The 16,329-nt window shown below is 47.5% G+C and carries 16 protein-coding genes and 1 tRNA gene; 14 read left to right on the top strand and 3 right to left on the bottom strand.

Annotated features, from left to right (window positions below):
- Positions 1-51 precede the first annotated feature (51 nt).
- The 5 genes from WB308_RS04400 (at position 52) to WB308_RS04380 (ending at position 5,191) form a co-directional block, all read left to right on the top strand.
- Positions 52-804 (top strand): ABC transporter ATP-binding protein, encoded by a 753-nt coding sequence (locus WB308_RS04400; RefSeq protein ID WP_424189389.1) that lies wholly within the window; start codon positions 52-54, stop codon positions 802-804.
- Positions 801-1,898, top strand: coding sequence for a SufD family Fe-S cluster assembly protein (locus WB308_RS04395; protein WP_424189387.1), 1,098 nt, complete (start codon positions 801-803; stop codon positions 1,896-1,898). The genes WB308_RS04400 and WB308_RS04395 overlap by 4 nt, the downstream gene beginning before the upstream one ends.
- Before the next feature lie 81 nt (positions 1,899-1,979).
- On the top strand, positions 1,980-3,164 hold the full coding sequence (locus tag WB308_RS04390) for an MFS transporter (RefSeq protein WP_424189385.1): 1,185 nt from the start codon (positions 1,980-1,982) through the stop codon (positions 3,162-3,164).
- Between the two features lie 102 nt (positions 3,165-3,266).
- Positions 3,267-4,937 (top strand): SulP family inorganic anion transporter, encoded by a 1,671-nt coding sequence (locus WB308_RS04385; protein ID WP_424189382.1) that lies wholly within the window; start codon positions 3,267-3,269, stop codon positions 4,935-4,937.
- On the top strand, positions 4,934-5,191 hold the full coding sequence (locus WB308_RS04380) for a thioredoxin family protein (protein ID WP_424189380.1): 258 nt from the start codon (positions 4,934-4,936) through the stop codon (positions 5,189-5,191). Before WB308_RS04385 ends, WB308_RS04380 begins: the two co-directional genes overlap by 4 nt.
- Here WB308_RS04380 and WB308_RS04375 read toward each other — a convergent pair.
- Positions 5,157-7,499, bottom strand: a complete 2,343-nt coding sequence (locus WB308_RS04375; RefSeq protein ID WP_424189378.1) for a putative bifunctional diguanylate cyclase/phosphodiesterase — start codon at positions 7,497-7,499, stop codon at positions 5,157-5,159. The genes WB308_RS04380 and WB308_RS04375 overlap by 35 nt on opposite strands.
- Before the next feature lie 86 nt (positions 7,500-7,585).
- Between WB308_RS04375 and flgA the strand changes: the two genes are divergently transcribed.
- The 8 genes from flgA to WB308_RS04335 are packed head-to-tail and all read left to right on the top strand — an operon-like array spanning position 7,586 to position 14,160.
- Positions 7,586-8,449, top strand: a complete 864-nt coding sequence (gene flgA / locus WB308_RS04370; protein WP_424189376.1) for a flagellar basal body P-ring formation chaperone FlgA — start codon at positions 7,586-7,588, stop codon at positions 8,447-8,449.
- Entirely contained in the window at positions 8,446-8,970 is a 525-nt protein-coding gene (locus tag WB308_RS04365) for a UbiX family flavin prenyltransferase (RefSeq protein WP_424189374.1), read from the top strand. Before flgA ends, WB308_RS04365 begins: the two co-directional genes overlap by 4 nt.
- Before the next feature lie 17 nt (positions 8,971-8,987).
- Positions 8,988-9,479, top strand: a complete 492-nt coding sequence (gene coaD, locus WB308_RS04360; protein ID WP_424189372.1) for a pantetheine-phosphate adenylyltransferase — start codon at positions 8,988-8,990, stop codon at positions 9,477-9,479.
- Positions 9,464-10,045 (top strand): dTMP kinase, encoded by a 582-nt coding sequence (gene tmk / locus WB308_RS04355; RefSeq protein WP_424189370.1) that lies wholly within the window; start codon positions 9,464-9,466, stop codon positions 10,043-10,045. The genes coaD and tmk overlap by 16 nt, the downstream gene beginning before the upstream one ends.
- Positions 10,042-11,259: a histidine--tRNA ligase gene (hisS, locus tag WB308_RS04350; RefSeq protein WP_424189368.1), complete on the top strand. Its 1,218-nt coding sequence runs from the start codon at positions 10,042-10,044 to the stop codon at positions 11,257-11,259. The genes tmk and hisS overlap by 4 nt, the downstream gene beginning before the upstream one ends.
- Before the next feature lie 10 nt (positions 11,260-11,269).
- On the top strand, positions 11,270-13,099 hold the full coding sequence (speA, locus tag WB308_RS04345; protein ID WP_424189366.1) for a biosynthetic arginine decarboxylase: 1,830 nt from the start codon (positions 11,270-11,272) through the stop codon (positions 13,097-13,099).
- 9 nt (positions 13,100-13,108) lie between these two features.
- The gene (gene cysE / locus WB308_RS04340) at positions 13,109-13,810 is read left to right on the top strand and encodes a serine O-acetyltransferase (protein ID WP_424189364.1); all 702 of its coding nucleotides are present in this window, start codon (positions 13,109-13,111) and stop codon (positions 13,808-13,810) included.
- Positions 13,807-14,160 (top strand): VanZ family protein, encoded by a 354-nt coding sequence (locus tag WB308_RS04335; protein WP_424189363.1) that lies wholly within the window; start codon positions 13,807-13,809, stop codon positions 14,158-14,160. The genes cysE and WB308_RS04335 overlap by 4 nt, the downstream gene beginning before the upstream one ends.
- Here the strand turns inward: WB308_RS04335 and WB308_RS04330 are convergent.
- Positions 14,157-14,903, bottom strand: coding sequence for a complement resistance protein TraT (locus WB308_RS04330; protein WP_424189361.1), 747 nt, complete (start codon positions 14,901-14,903; stop codon positions 14,157-14,159). The two genes, WB308_RS04335 and WB308_RS04330, sit on opposite strands and share 4 nt — an antisense overlap.
- Positions 14,904-15,004: 101 nt before the next feature.
- Complete coding sequence (locus WB308_RS04325) at positions 15,005-16,036, bottom strand: bifunctional 3,4-dihydroxy-2-butanone 4-phosphate synthase/GTP cyclohydrolase II (RefSeq protein WP_424189359.1); 1,032 nt, start codon at positions 16,034-16,036, stop codon at positions 15,005-15,007.
- Between the two features lie 159 nt (positions 16,037-16,195).
- On the opposite strand from WB308_RS04325, the gene WB308_RS04320 reads away from it, so the two are divergent.
- Positions 16,196-16,270: transfer RNA gene (locus WB308_RS04320), tRNA-Gln, on the top strand.
- The last annotated feature ends 59 nt before the right edge of the window (positions 16,271-16,329 follow it).

Raw genomic sequence — 16,329 nt, 5'->3', positions numbered from 1 at the left:
TCATTTTTGGGTGTATAATGCGAACAGGCTATGCTTGAGAGGAGTAGTGTCATGGATACAAACGTACTGGATATCAGGGGCCTGCATGTCACCGTTGGCGATAAAGAGATTATCAAAGGGGTTGATCTGATCATCAAAAAAGGGGAAGTTCACGTCCTCTTCGGTCCGAACGGCTCGGGAAAATCGACCCTATTGTGTGCCATTATGCAATTACCGGGGTACACGCTGAGGTCGGGAAGTGTTTGGGTCCGCGGCACCGATACCGCTGGGCTGACCACCGATGCCATCGCTAATCTCGGTGTCGGCATGTCGTTTCAGTATCCGCCGAGGATCAAAGGGGTCACGCTAAACCGTTTTCTGGAAACCATCAGCCACGACAAGAATTTGAGCCTTCCCATTGCCTCCTTGCATATGGAACCGTTTCTTGAGAGGGAACTCAATGTCGGATTTTCAGGAGGGGAGCTCAAAAGAGCCGAGATTTTAAAACTATACGCTCAAAACCCTGACCTTCTCCTCATCGATGAACCGGAATCGGGTGTCGATATCGAAAACATCGCCGTCATCTCTCAGGCAATCAACGGTATGCTCCAAAAAGAATCACCGGTGGCCTCACGTGAACGCTCCGCACTCATCATTACCCATACCGGAAACATTCTGAACACAATCCACGCCGACGTCGGACATGTCTTTATGGACGGCAAAATTGTCTGCAGCGGGAATCCTCTTGATCTCATGGATGATATCAAAAAATACGGTTTTGCAGGGTGTGTAGCATGTCTCGAAAACAAAAAGGATAACCAATGAACACCTACGATGAGAGTACCCTGCAGGCATTAAAAAACGTCGCCTACACCCTCGGAGAAGAAAAATCTGCCGGATTTTTTGCCCGAGACACCCAGATAGTCGATTCTTCTTCCACGCACACTGCCATCGAAATCCTCCCCCTCTCCATCGCATTGGAAAAATACGAATGGCTTCGGGAACTCAGCTATACGCTGGTCCCCTCCGATAAAGACCCCTATGTCAAAGAGGTCGCCGAAAATCAAGCCCATCTGGGCTATTTTATCCGTGTTAAAGCAGGAGAAAAAGTGATCCTGCCGATCTACACCTGCTATCTGATTGACAGCAGCCGCTTTACCCAATGCACGCATAATATCGTCATTGCCGAAGAGGGATCCGAATTTCACCTCATCAGCGGCTGTACCAGCAATGTCCATGTCGAATCGGGCCGCCATATCGGCGTAACCGAATTTTTTATCCGTGAAAATGCCGTCGTCACCTCTACGATGGTCCACAGCTGGGGCAAAGAAGTCGACGTTTTTCCCCGTACCGCCGCATACATCGGCAAAAACGGCAAATTTGTCTCGAGTTATGTCACTCTGGGGAGTGTCAAGAGTGTCCAAATGGACCCTCTGTCCATCATCGAAGAGGGAGGTCTCGGAGAATTTTACTCGGTCATTTACGCACCGGAAGGTTCGACGTTCGATGTCGGTTCGACGGCGTTGTTAAACGGCGAAGGGGCTTCAACTCAAATGATCAGCCGCGTCGTGTCAAACGGCGGTAATGTCCTCACCCGGGGGAAAATTATCGGGGAAAAATCGGGCGGAATGGGGACGATGGCCTGCAACGGCCTTTTGCTCAGCGAAAAGGGGATGATTCATGCCATCCCCGAGCTGGTGGGAAAAAATCCCCATCTGGAACTTTCCCACGAAGCAAGTGTCGGGATGATCTCCAAAGAGGAACTCGCCTACCTGATGGCATCGGGAATCGAAGAAGAGAAGGCCAAATCACTCATCATCGAGGGGTTTTTAGATCTCCATATCCCCTCCCTTCCCGAGTATCTTCAGCGCCAGATCAATACCCTCGTCAAAGAGACAAAAGTATTGGATACGCTATAACATCAGGCACAAGACGAGATCGCCTTAAAAACCTCTCATCCGAAACATGGTAAAATGTGACGACATGTGCCAAGGGATACGATGAAAGGTTCGCCGCTTAACAAAAACATTGTCGCCCTCGGAGCCAACAGTTTTTTCACCGATTTTTCGACGGAGATGATTCTTCCCCTCCTCCCTATTTTTCTCGAGCGCTTTTTGCATGCGACCAAAACGCAGATCGGTCTAATCGAAGGGTTTGCGGAACTCTCCGTCGCACTGCTCATAGCCCTCTCGGGATTTTATTCGGATCGTATCGGACGGCGCAAAGGGATCGTTGTTTTCGGATACGGCCTCTCCAATCTGATCAAGCCCCTCGCCTTTTTTGCCCAAAGCGCCACGATGATCGCAACGATCCGTATCGGAGACCGTCTGGCCAAAGGGGTACGGGTAGCTCCCCGAGATGCCCTCATCAGTGCCTCTACTCCCAACGCCTCGAGCGGATTTGTATTCGGTTTTCACAAGATGATGGACGGTGCGGGAGCGTTGGCGGGCTCCTTGGCAACGTTTGCCCTTTTGTGGGCACTGGACGAGAGCGAGGAGACGTTTCGCCTTATCTTCGCCCTGAGTCTGATCCCGGGACTCATCTCCATGGCGATTCTGATATTTCTCATCACGGACGCCCCATTTACCCCCACACCGGCAAAGCGGTTCCGTCCCGAAGCGCTTCCGAAACCATTTTACATCCTCGTCCTTTTCCAATCCCTCTTTAGCCTCTTTGCGATGAACTACTCGTTTATGATTCTCAAAGCGGGTGACAACGGAGTGGCTCTGGCGATGATCCCTCTCGCCTACGCCTTTTACAATTTGACACAGGCTTTTTTTGCGATACCGATCGGCCGCCTTGCCGACCGCTTCGGCAAGCCCATGCTTCTCGCTTTCGTCTATCTCGCTTTCGCTCTGGGTGCCGTGGCTATGGCTTCGGGTTCGGTATGGGGGGCTTGGATCGGTTTTGGGATATACGGCTTTTTTGCCGGAGGGTTCAATGCACTGGCCAAGGCGATTATCTCCGATACCGCACCGGCCGAACTGAAAGCGACGGCATACGGGGTCTATTACACCGCGGTCGGTATTTCGACACTCGGTTCGCTCGTCATGGCCGGCTGGCTCTGGGATCGGTTCGGAAGTACTACCCCTTTTGGGATGGCGGGAATGGCGGCATCGGTTTTAGCGGTTGCCCTTTTTGGCATGCGCCGCCGTTTAGACCCGATCTTGAGAAAACAACCATAGTAAAAACTTGAAAGCAGACGAATTTTCCTCTAAAACTTATCCTATCGGGATTTAAAAGTGCTACACTAACGCACTCTATAAATATCTGATAAAAGTGTCCCTATGTTCCGCTCAATACACGATTCGCTTGAACCGAAAATTGTCACCCTATTTAAACACCAAGGATATTCGCGCAGCGACTTTATGGCCGATGCTATTGCCGGACTTGCTGTCGCGATCGTTGCCCTCCCTCTGGCCATGGCCATTGCAATCGCTTCCAACCTCCCGCCAGAACGGGGATTATTTACGGCTATTGTCGCAGGTTTTCTGATTTCAGCCCACGGTGGCAGCCGCTATCAAATCGGAGGACCGACAGCGGCATTTATCGTCACGGTGGCAACCGTCGCAATGAAGCATGGCTATGAGGGGCTGGTTCTTGCTACGATCATGGCAGGAATTATTTTAATGATTATGGCATTCGTCCGAGCCGGTGAACTGATCAAATTTATCCCTTATCCCGTCATCGTCGGTTTCACCTCCGGGATTGCTCTGCTCATCGCCTTTTCACAGATACGTGATTTCTTCGGTCTCTCGATCACTGCCGTCCCCCCCGATTTTATTGACAAACTTTACGTTTATCTTGCCCATTTGCATGAAACAAACTTTATCGCGGTTATCCTAGCTATAGCGTCCATCGGTGTTATCCTCCTCGCTAAACGTCATATTCCCCGCATTCCCGGTCCCATCATCGTGGTCACACTGAGTGCCCTGGCCGTTTGGGCTCTAAATTTGCCGGTTGAGACGATTGAAAGCCGTTTCGGTGCCATACCGTCCATGCTTCCTACTCCCGTGTGGCCGGAAATCACCTTCGAAAAACTTCGCTTGCTCCTCCCCGATGCCATTACCATTGCCACCCTCGCCGCCATCGAATCGCTCCTCTCTGCCGTAGTCGCCGATGGGATGACCGGAACCCGCCATAAATCCAATGCTGAACTTTTGGGACAGGGGATTGCCAATGTGGCATCCGGTATTTTCGGCGGTCTTCCCGCGACCGGAGCCATCGCCCGTACCGCTACGAACATCAAAGCAGGAGCCCGTACACCGATTGCGGGGATGATGCACGCCGTCTGGCTCTTTCTTTTTATGCTTCTCCTTTCTCCGCTCATTATCAAGGTCCCGCTGGCGGCTTTGGCCGCAATTTTGATGGTCGTTGCGTGGAATATGTCGGAAATCAAACATGTGAAAGAGATCATGAAGGCGCCGAGAACCGACCGGATTGTCCTTATTATGACCTTTTTCCTGACGGTATTGGTTGATCTCAATTTCGCGATTCAAGCAGGTATTGCACTCGCATCGATTTTGTTTATTGATCAGATGATGAAAGCCACCCAGATTCGGGCTGTGGAGAGTGAAGAGAACGATCCGGATTCAACAGCGAACAAGATCATACCGCAGGGTGTAGAAGTGTATGAAATTCAAGGTCCCCTCTTTTTCGGTGTTGCCGAAAAACTCGTCGATACTTTGATGCTCTTTGAAACTCCGCCGAAGATCTTTATTTTGCGTATGCGTTACGTTCCCCTTATCGATGCGGCAGGTCTGCATGCGCTGGAAGTTTTACACGAACGGCTCGCTCACCACCATACACAGCTCATCCTCTCAGGGGTTAACCCGGAAGTCCATCGTTTTATTACCCTCTCCCGAATTGATATCCTTATCGGGGCTGAAAATATCGTCGATCATATCGATAAAGCGATTCTAAGAGCCAACGAAATTGTCGGAGAAAAAGAGTCATGAAGATTATTTTATTCGGCACCGGATGCGATTCATGCCGCGAAATCGCCCACAATATCGAAACGGCCATGCGGATGGTGGATTACAACATTACGTTTGAAAAGAGATCCGATCTTCACCAAATGCTCTCTTATGGGATCAAAAGCACCCCTTCGGTCGTCATCAATGATCAGATCATTTCCGTCTCTGAGCATCTGAGTCTCGACGACATCCTCGCCTTTATCAATGCGATCGGCAGCTCTGAATATCGTAACTGAGCAACTCTTCAAACGTCGCTGCCTGTACCGGTTTACTGCACAGATACCCTTGAAAATAGCGGCATTTGTGATGCTCTAAAAAGGTAAACTGTTCAATCGTCTCAACCCCTTCGGCGATGACGTCCAGATTAAAAATCGATGCCATTGTCAATATCGTCTCGACCAGCACGGCATCATCCGCATCGCTCATAATGTCCCGTACAAAACTGCGATCAATTTTGAGCGTTGTAAAAGGGAGCCGCTTGAGATAGGCTAACGACGAATACCCGGTACCGAAATCATCCATTGAAATACCGATTCCAAACTCTCGCAACTGCATCATCTTCTCGATAACGGTATCCATTTTATCAATAATCATCGATTCCGTCAGTTCAATTTCAACCATGGAAGGTTCGATGCCGGACTCGGTAACGATCTGCGTCACCTTCTCTACAAAATCTTTCTGTCGAAATTGCAGTGCGCTGACGTTAATCGCAATCCGTTCTATTTTAGAACCTTTGGGGTGGCGTGTTTTCCATGCTACAAACTGCGTACACGCTTCTCGTAACACCCATTCCCCGATTCCGACGATCAGCCCGCTCTCTTCGGCGACATCGATCATCTCATCGGGCATGACCAACCCCATTTCAGGATGATTCCACCGTAACAATGCCTCTGCACCCACAATTTTTTTCGTCTCAATCTCAATCACGGGCTGATAATAAAGTTCCAATTCACCGTTCTTGATCGCATGACGCAGCGCATTTTCGATAAACAGCCGTTTTTTGATCCATTGGTCCATTTGCTCTTGATAAAATCGGGTCGTGTTTCTCCCCTCTTTTTTGGCTTGATACATTGCGGTATCGGCAAATTTGAGCAAATCATCGGCAGTGTGTTCATCACTGCTGACAATGGCTATTCCGATACTGGAACTCGTCATAATCGCCTCTGCCTGCCCCACATGAAAAGGGTGAGAAAGTAGATCATGAATTTTTTCAGCTACGATCTCCGCATGCGTTGCCGCCACATGGGGATCATTACCGAGATCATTGAGTAAAATGACAAACTCATCCCCACCCAAACGGGCAATGGTATCCCCCTCCCGGCAAATCGATTTGAGACGAACCGCCGTTTCAATAAGCAGGGCATCCCCGACATAATGTCCCAACGAGTCATTGACACTTTTGAAATGGTCCAGATCCAAGAACATAATGGCGATAAGACTGCGATGACGACGGTAATGGGCTAAAGATTGTTCTATCCGGTCTTTGAGCAGCACACGATTGGGAATATCGGTCAGGGCATCAAAAAAAGCCTGATGCTTCATCTTCTCTTCCGCAAGGACCCGTTCTGTGATATCCGAAACGATTCCTACCCCTCCGATAATCTGCCGCTTTGCATCGTAAATAGGAGAGGTTCGCAAATTGATCCAGAGACTCAGTTGTTGAATCATGGTGGTGTAAGGGCCTTCATACAACCCTTTTTCTCCACGAATCGAAGTACTCAATGCCTCATACAAACAACTATCCGCAAGATTTTTCAAATCCAAACCGATCATTTCTTCACGACTGATTTTGAGAATTTGGAGCATCTCATTATTCGTTTCAACGACGATCAAATCGGTGTTATAATAGAAAATACCGGCGGGGGCATCTTTGAAAATCGTCTCAAAGCGCTCTTCCGTAATCTGGAGCTCAGATAGTGCCTGCTCATGTAAAATACGTGTTTTCAATGCGGTAGCAATATTTTCATGAATACGATGAGCGACGACAAAGAGTACAAAGCCATAAAAAAGGATCAGTACTGCCAAATAGAAGTAAATGCCCCCGCTTTGCAAGAGCAACATGATGGCAAGAGGAAGAATAAGAATGGATAGATAAATCTGAGCGGCATACCGCAATGAAGTGAGCGAACTAACGGCTCCGGCACTCATACCGGCTAAAATGATGACCAAAAAGCTCAAATAAAGGGGACTGCCGACCGGAAATAACACTATAGCGGCCAAACCCCACGCCATAGCCGACAAAATCATTCCTGCCATAAAGATGATTTGCCACTGATCAACCGTTCGATGAGGGGCATTTAATCGATATTCACGACAAAAATACCATCTCAATCCGATGATGCTTAACTGAAGGAGAAACCAGCTCAGAAGTACATTCGGATTGCTCACATTCCAAAAAACATAGGTCAGAATTGTTGAATTTAATAAAACGGCCATAGAAGAGAGTCGCATGTTACGATAGGCTATAGCTACCTGTTCAGTATGAACCTGTTCAGCCGCTGCACTATCCAATTCCGATGAAAATTTGTTTCTTTTAAAAGTCATACAACATCTACTTGATTTATAAAATATTGTTCATAGAATAACGTAAGAGAGATGAAAAACAAATTCTGTTATGTTACAATTCTGCAATGTATAAGTTTTTGTTCTCGCTTGCTTTTTTCGTAAATCTAAACGGCTATGAATTGGCTGAAAATTATTCGTATAAAAACACGCTCGTCCATTCCACCGATTTATTTCCCGAGATCTCCCAAAAATTTGAAATTCTAAAAATTCCTTCCGATAAAGAGCACTACCGTGTTGATGCACAGGTTATTGCCAAAACATTCGAATTAAACGGCATAACCCTCGATATCTCCAAAACGCGCTATGTCAATTTTACGAAGCATAGCCCCGTCGATTTTACCCCGCTCAAAACACAGTTGGAAACCATGCTGCGTGAATATTACCCTTCGATCCGTATCGAGGAGATTACCATCATCCCCCGAGGCTATCTTTCCTCTTTGCCTAAAGAAGTGCGGGGAGTATTTGACGATCGTTTTTATCAGCATCCATCCGGAACATTCTATATTGTCGATGGCCAGGGGCTTAGACGTTACCTTGATTACTCCGTTCGCGCAACCCTCAGTGTTCTCCATACAACCCAAAAAATCACCCGTCGTGAGCGTCTCAACGGTTTTAATACCCTGCTTAAACCCATCCCATTTGTATCCTTCAAAGACAAACCGCTCACCGCCCTCCCCCATGACCCTTCACGATTTCGCTCAAATCTAAAACCCGGCCACCCCTTAACCCTGCGAAATATCGAGACCGTTCCCCTCGTTTTGAAAAATGAAAAAGTGATTGTCGAGGTACGAAATGAGAGCGTTGTAGTGGAGTTTGTGGCTACGGCAACGCAAGAGGGGCTACTCTATGATATTATTACAATTCAAAAAAGCGACGGCAAACGGGCCAAAGCGAAAGTGATCGGAGAAAATCGGGTGGAATTGCAATGAAAATCGTCGTCGGGATCAGCGGTGCCAGCGGTGCCAATTTGGGCCTGAAGCTGTTGCATGCCCTCCCCTCAGAGATACACAAGCACCTCATTTTATCCGAGCATGCCCAAATCGTCTTAGAGAAAGAAGAAAATCTCACCGTCCACCAAAATAACGAAATTTGGGCCTCCGTTGCATCCGGATCGTACGGTGCCGATACGATGATCATCACTCCGTGCAGCATGAATACCCTCGCCAAAATAGCGTGTGGAATTGCTGATAATCTCATCACCCGTGCCGCGGCCGTTATGATCAAAGAACGCCGCACCTTAGTGCTCGCACCGCGTGAAATCCCATTCTCCCCCATCGCATTGGAAAATATGCACAAACTTTCCATGATGGGGGTCATCATTGCCCCTCCCGTCCTTGCCTACTACGGGGATCAAGAGGATTTGGAGTCTATGGAAAACTTTATGATCGGCAAATGGTTCGATCTTCTCGGTATCAAAAATGATCTTTACAAACGATGGGATGACAAATAACATGAATACGGCTTATTATGCATAAAATTGCCCTTTACCCCGGAACCTTCGATCCGATCACCAACGGTCATTTTGACATTATCGAGAGGGGGATCAAACTCTTCGACGAAGTGATCATCGCCGTCGCCGATTCTCATGAAAAAAAGCCGATGTTCACGTTGCAAGAACGGGTTGATATGGTTAAATTGGCAGTTAGAGACCTTGAACGGGTTCAGGTTGTCGGATTTGACAATCTCACGGTCGAGCTCGCCAACACACTCGGAGCTACCGTTCTTATTCGCGGACTTCGTGCGGTGAGTGATTTTGAATTTGAACTTCAACTGGGGTATCTTAACAACTCCCTCGATCCCAATATCGAAACGGTCTATCTGATGCCCAAACTCAAACACGCGTTTATCAGTTCCTCCATTGTTCGCAATCTCCTCAAATTCAATGGCAAAACGGTTCATTTGCTTCCTGAACCGGTTCAAAATGTTATCGGGAGTATGAAATCATGTACGTTGCGATAGAAGGGATAGACACCGCGGGAAAAAGTACCCAGATCGAAGCACTTCGTTCCCTCTTCCCCGATGCACTCATCACGAAAGAACCGGGTGGAACCCCCGCAGGTGTTGAAATCCGAAATATGGTTTTATTCGGGAATTTAAAAAGCAAAATGGCTGAGATTTTACTCTTTTTAGCCGATCGTGCCGAACATACCGAAGAAATTATATTGCCCAATATGAATAAACTCATTATCAGTGACCGATCCGCTGTATCGGGAATGGCCTACGCAGGTGTCCAAAACCTCTGCGACGAATCGACACTAGTATCGTTGAATCGTCTCGCCACCAACGGTGTCCTGCCTGATACGGTGTTTATTCTCCAATTGACATCCGAAGAGCTCTCCCGCCGCCTGAGCCAAAAAGAGCACGATGTCATCGAGTCACGCGGCATCGATTATCTGCTTCAGATCCAAGATGCCCTGATCGCCTCAGCCTATGCCCTGGGAATCCAAACCGTCGTAATCGATGCGACACAATCCATCGATACCATTACAGAAGAAATTACCACCTTTATCAAAGGAGCCTTATGATCCAATCTTTGCGCGGAATGAACGATATCCTTTCCGAAGAGTATGAACGTTTCGAATACTTTTTAGCCACGGCATCCACCATCGCCAAGCGGTACGGGTTTCATTACATCGAAACTCCCCTACTCGAAGAGACAGCACTGTTCAAACGCTCCGTCGGCGAATCGAGCGATATCGTCGGCAAAGAGATGTATCAGTTCACCGACAAAGGGGAAAACGATGTATGCCTCCGCCCCGAAGGGACTGCCGGAGTTGTCCGTGCGTTTATCCAGCACAAACTCGATAAAAAAGGGGGGATCCACCGCTTTTACTATCACGGTCCGATGTTTCGCTATGAGCGCCCCCAAAAGGGCCGCCTACGCGAATTCCATCAGTTCGGTGTAGAAAGCTTCGGTGTTGATTCGGTTTATGAAGACGGTTTGATGATTATGATGATTGCCGACATCCTCAAAGCACTCGGAATCGGATACCGACTCAAACTCAACTCCCTGGGCGATCAGCACTGTATGCCCGCATACCGCCAAAAGCTCATCACCTTTATCGAAAGCTGCGGCGATAAAATATGCGGCGACTGTGAACGTCGTAAGTTGACCAATCCGATACGTGTATTGGATTGCAAAAACGACCAATGCCAAAACCTCTATAGCGACGCTCCAAAATTGATTAATCACCTGTGTGAGGGGTGCGAAAACGATTTCGAAACGTTAAAAACGATTCTCGATCAGCACTCGATCGCCTATGAAATCGATACCAACCTCGTACGGGGGTTGGATTATTATTCCAAAACGGCGTTTGAGTTCGTGAGTGATGACATCGGGAGCCAAAGTGCGATCGCCGGAGGAGGACGCTACGACCGCCTCATCGAATTTCTCGACGGGAAGCCGACTCCGGCGGTCGGTTTTGCCCTCGGAATCGAGCGGCTTATGGAACTGATCGTGATGCCGGAAAGTGTTCGAGAAGGGTATTATCTCGGGGCAATGGACAGCGAGGCGATTGTCCCCGTTCTTTTAGCGGCTGAAAAAATCCGCCGCAGCGGAAAAGCGGTCGTCGAGTATGAACCGCGCAGTCTCAAGGCCCATCTCAAAGGGGCGGATCGTATTAATGCCCGATATTGCGCCGTCATCGGTGAAAATGAACTCGCGCAAAACAGTATCTGGGTCAAAGATTTGGTTGAAAAAACCGAGTCTTTGATCCCGTTAAATGATTTTTTTGTATAAGGGAGATGATGTGAAAACATACGGAATAGACATTTGGGGCGAAAACAACTTTATGATCGACCAAGGGAAGATCAAAGTTAATTATAAAAGCTCCCCCTCTTTGCTCGAAATCACCCAAAAAGTGCGTAAAACAAACCTGCGCGGACCGCTCATCCTCCGTTTTCCCCACCTGATCGGGAAGCAGATCGATGCACTGTATTCTAACTTTCGCCGAGCCATATTCGAGAACGACTACACCGGAAAATTTCATGCCGTTTTCCCTCTCAAAGTCAACCAGTTCCCCGAAGCAGTCGATGCGATTGTCGAACACGGAGAAAGATACAGCTACGGACTCGAAGCGGGTTCAAAAGCGGAGCTCGCATTGGCAATGGCGAAGACCCCTATCGGCTCTCCGATCACCGTCAACGGGTTTAAAGACGAAGAGATGGTCACCTTGGGATTCATGGCAGCGCAGATGGGTCATGATATCACCATTACGATTGAAGGGTTGGGTGAACTCGAATGGATTATCGACGTTGCCCAATCGTGCGGTCTAAAAGTCCCTAAAATCGGTATCCGCGTCCGATTACAGTCGGAGGGGAGCGGTATTTGGGCAAAAAGCAGCGGACTCAATGCCAAATTCGGCCTTACCTCGACTGAGCTTATTGAAGCGATGTCGATGCTCCAAGAGAACAACATGCTGGAACATTTTTATATGATCCATTTCCATGTCGGAAGCCAAATGCAAGAGATCGCAACCCTGAAACGGGTATTGCGCGAAGCGGGAAATATCTACGCCGAACTGAAAAAAATGGGCGCTGACAATCTCCATGCTATCAATATCGGCGGGGGATTGGCGGTGGAATATTCTCAACATACCTCGACGCGGATGCGTAACTATACCTTGGAGGAGTTTTCCAACAGCGTTGTTTTCCTGATTCGTGAAATCATGAATGCCAAAGGGGTAGCCCATCCCGATATTTTCACGGAATCGGGCCGCTTTATCGTTGCTTCCCACTCAGTACTGATCGCACCGGTCTTAGAACTTTTCAGCCATGACTATCAAGCCAAATCGCTCAAACTCAAAGATAACAATCCGCCGTTGATTGAGGAGCTGCGTGAACTGAACTCCCTCCTTTCTCCGCGCACCTGCATCGAATACATGCATGATGCTCTGGATCATATGGAGTCATTACTCACCTTGTTCAATCTCGGACATATCGACCTCCAAGACCGTTCCAACGCCGAGATTTTGGTCCATCAGATTATCAAAAAATCACTCTATCTCTCTCAGGACAATCCGATGCCGGAGATCGAGCGGCTTCAGGTAAAACTCCAGGAGCGCTATTTGATCAACAGCTCTATTTTCCAAAGTATTCCGGATTACTGGGGATTGCAGCAGCAATTTCCGATTATGCCCTTAGATCATCTCGATATTCCGGCAATCCGTGCGGCAAGTCTGTGGGACATCACCTGCGACAGTGACGGTGAGATTCGATTTCAGCCCGAAACACCGTTGTACCTGCACGATATCGATTTGGATGAAGAGGAATATTTCCTCGCTTTTTTCAACGTCGGTGCGTACCAAGAGACATTGGGAATGAATCACAATCTCTTCACTCACCCCAGTGAGTGTACCATTCTGATTAACGAAACAGGGTATGAAATCGAAAACTTTACCGAGTCCGACAATGTCCTAAATATCCTCGAAGACATCGGCTATGACGCCTCTAAACTTCTGACAAACCTTAAAAATAAACTTGCCTCAAGCGAGTTTAGGACAGAAGAAGAAAAAAGTGATACACTACAAAAACTCGAAATGTACCTCTACCAAAACGGGTACCTGCGAACCACACGATAAGGATTGAATTTGGGACTTTTTTCTGAAATTGCCGAAGATTTTTCGAACGTTTATAAAAATGATCCCGCCATCAGTTCACGAATCGAACTTCTCTTCAACTATCCCGGTGTTTGGGCTATTTTTTGGTACCGCATCTCAAACCGCCTCTATCGCAGCGGCTTCCGTGCCCTTGCACGCTCTTTGATGGGAATCAACCAAATTGTTACCAATATCGATATCCATCCCGGTGCGACAATCGGACGGCGTGTCTTTATTGATCACGGCTTCGGCGTCGTTATCGGGCAAACTGCCGTCATTGAAGACGATGTCCTGATTTACCAGGGGGTAACACTCGGAGGGGTCAGCCTGGTGGCCGGAAAACGCCATCCAACGATCAAAAGCGGTGTGGTTATCGGTGCGGGAGCAAAAGTTCTCGGGAATATCACCATCGGTGCAAACTCCAAAATCGGAGCCAACTCCGTCGTCGTGCGAGAGGTTCCCGATAACAGTACCGCTATCGGTATTCCGGCTCATGTGATTCAAAAGGGACGCGATAAAGATCCGTTCAGCCACAATAAACTTCCCGACATTAACAAAGAGATGTTCGAGTATCTTCTCCGACGGGTCGCCGTACTGGAACACTATATGGTGCAGGACAATACTGAGATTTTAGAGCAAGATTTGCAGCTTGAAAATATCTACGAATCCTTTATTAAAGCTATGAAAAATTGACCCTTTTTTATCGTCTTCTTTTCTTGGGTGCCCTTCTTTCGATCTCCATTCTAGCACTCTTACCGAATTATAATGCCCTGCCTCCTATCGTATCGGTAAGTGATTTGCTGAACCATGCAGCGGCATTTGTCCTTCTGAGCTTCCTCTACACTCTTGCCTATTCCCATTCTTTCCGACGCATTGCCCTTACTCTGATCGGATATGGACTTTTGATTGAACTGGTACAGGCTTTTTTACCGACGCGGTTTGCGTCCATCGAAGATGTCATTGCCGACAGTGTCGGAATTCTTGCAGGATTAGCAGGAGTGAAGATGTTTCGCTCTCTCAGGGAGCGAAAAAGAGTCTCTTAAAAAAGACCGGAAAGGGATTTGCCCAATGCATCTTGCAATGCCGGCTGCGCCTCTTCAAAATTCAGGTTGACTTTATTGGCCGTGCTTACGACACGCGTACGATAGGTTTTCCATTCGACTTTCGCCCCGTTGATGTTTTGTTTGACATGGGTTGCACTCCCCTGCTTTACATTCGCTGTCTGGCTTTGAATAATCGCCTCGCCGAGTAAGGGACGTTCACGAATTTGTACGTCGGTAACCATACTGTAGTAAGTATCATCCACCAGAGCATCCGCTACCACACCGACTGCCGCTCCGATCAGACCTGCGGCAGCTACATCACGGTTGCCGCTGCTGAGTGCATAACCGGCTGTGACGCCTAAGACAGCACCTCCGAATCCTCCATCCAAAGCACTTTGTGCCTGACGGAGATCACTTTTTCCGACTTGCAGAATATTAGCCTGAAGCATAAAATTGGCTTGTTGCGGATTGGCGGTGATCGTGTAACCGCGTAATTTAAGCGAAGATAAAATCGTCTCGGTAACATTCATATCTATATCGGACGTATTCCGAATATCCACAAAAATTATCTTTTTATCCGGTGTAGTCGGTTCCAAAAATATTGTCTCAGACATTTTTGTCTGTACGTCAAGATGGCGTTTTTTTATCGCTGTGTGGGCAGCACCGCATCCGGTAAACTGGATCGCGACGATACTGAACATTCCCACTATCAAAAGTGACTTTGCAATCGTTTTGAATTCCATCCCCATTTCCCCTTTTTTATTCTTTGATTGATTGTAAACCAACTCCCCTTAAGACTAAACTGACCTTTCATGCTCTTTTGAAAAAAAGTGCGTAAGGTCAGTTATTCAGTGGGATTGAGTGTTTCAAGAACATCTAATCCGAAACCGCTCAATCCGGCAAAATCAGAGACTTTCGATTCGGCAATAAGACGCATATGTTTTACCCCTAAGGATTTCAGGATCTGCGCACCGATCCCATATTCTTTCATATTGACGTGTTGATGATGCGGTTTATTGATAAAGAGCAATACACCGCTGTTGTGTTTAAGATAGTGAATCGAATCGATCAAGTGACCGTATTTGCTTTGGTTTAAGAGCAAATCGATGTCCGGGACGACGTTATGGACTTTCACGTTTGCCGTTTCCCCCGCTTTGTAGAAAACCAATGCCGTATGACGGTTCTCCTGATGATCCACAAACTCGTATTTTTTGACGTGCACACCGAAAAACTCGATTTCCTCTTCCGATACCGCCTTTACCAACATTTCATTTGCCAACCGAAATTCGACAATATCAGAGATATAAACGGTTTTAAGATTATGTTTAGCGGCAAACAGATCCAAATCGTCACGACGAGCCATCGTTCCGTCTTCTTTCATGATTTCACAGATGACCGCCGATTCGGCCAATCCCGACAGACGACACAAATCGACTGACCCTTCCGTATGCCCGATGCGTACCAGCGTTCCCCCTTCTTTTGCGATCAGGGGAAAGATATGACCCGGCGCAACCAATTCGGTCGGTTGAGATAAGGGATTCGCGAGAATTTTAATCGTCATATCCCGCTCTGCTGTCGAAATACCCGTTGTTGCTGCTGTAGCGTCTACAGAGACGGTAAACGCCGTTTCATGCATTGAGGTATTGGATTTTACCATCGGTTCTAAATTCAATCGTTTAGCAATCGTAGGATTGATGGCAACACAAATAAGCCCTTTGGCATGTGTCGCCATAAAATTAACATGTTCAGGGGTTGAGAAAACAGAGGCGTAAACAAGATCCCCTTCATTTTCACGATCCTCATCATCCACCATGATGACCATCCGCCCTTTTTTAAATTCTTCGATCGCATCCAATACCCGTTGCACTGCTGACATTCAATACTCTTTTGTTATTAATATAGTAAAGAATTATAGGGTAAAAGGATTAAAAATCTATCACAATCCATAAAATGATCTTTTTTAAGGGCGATGTTTGCGAAACACTTGACAAATTTGATAAAAGTGTCTATAATTTCGGCCTCTTAACGAGAACATTGGGGTGTCGCCAAGCGGTAAGGCAACTGGTTTTGGTCCAGTCATTCGGGGGTTCGAATCCCTCCTCCCCATCCACTACTGTCAACTTTTAATACCGCGGAATAGAGCAGTCCGGTAGCTCGTCGGGCTCATAA

The organism is Sulfuricurvum sp., from assembly GCF_049587615.1.
Lineage (GTDB): Bacteria > Campylobacterota > Campylobacteria > Campylobacterales > Sulfurimonadaceae > Sulfuricurvum.
Note: the sequence above shows the minus strand (reverse complement) of the source record. Positions and strands in the feature narration are given on the sequence as shown.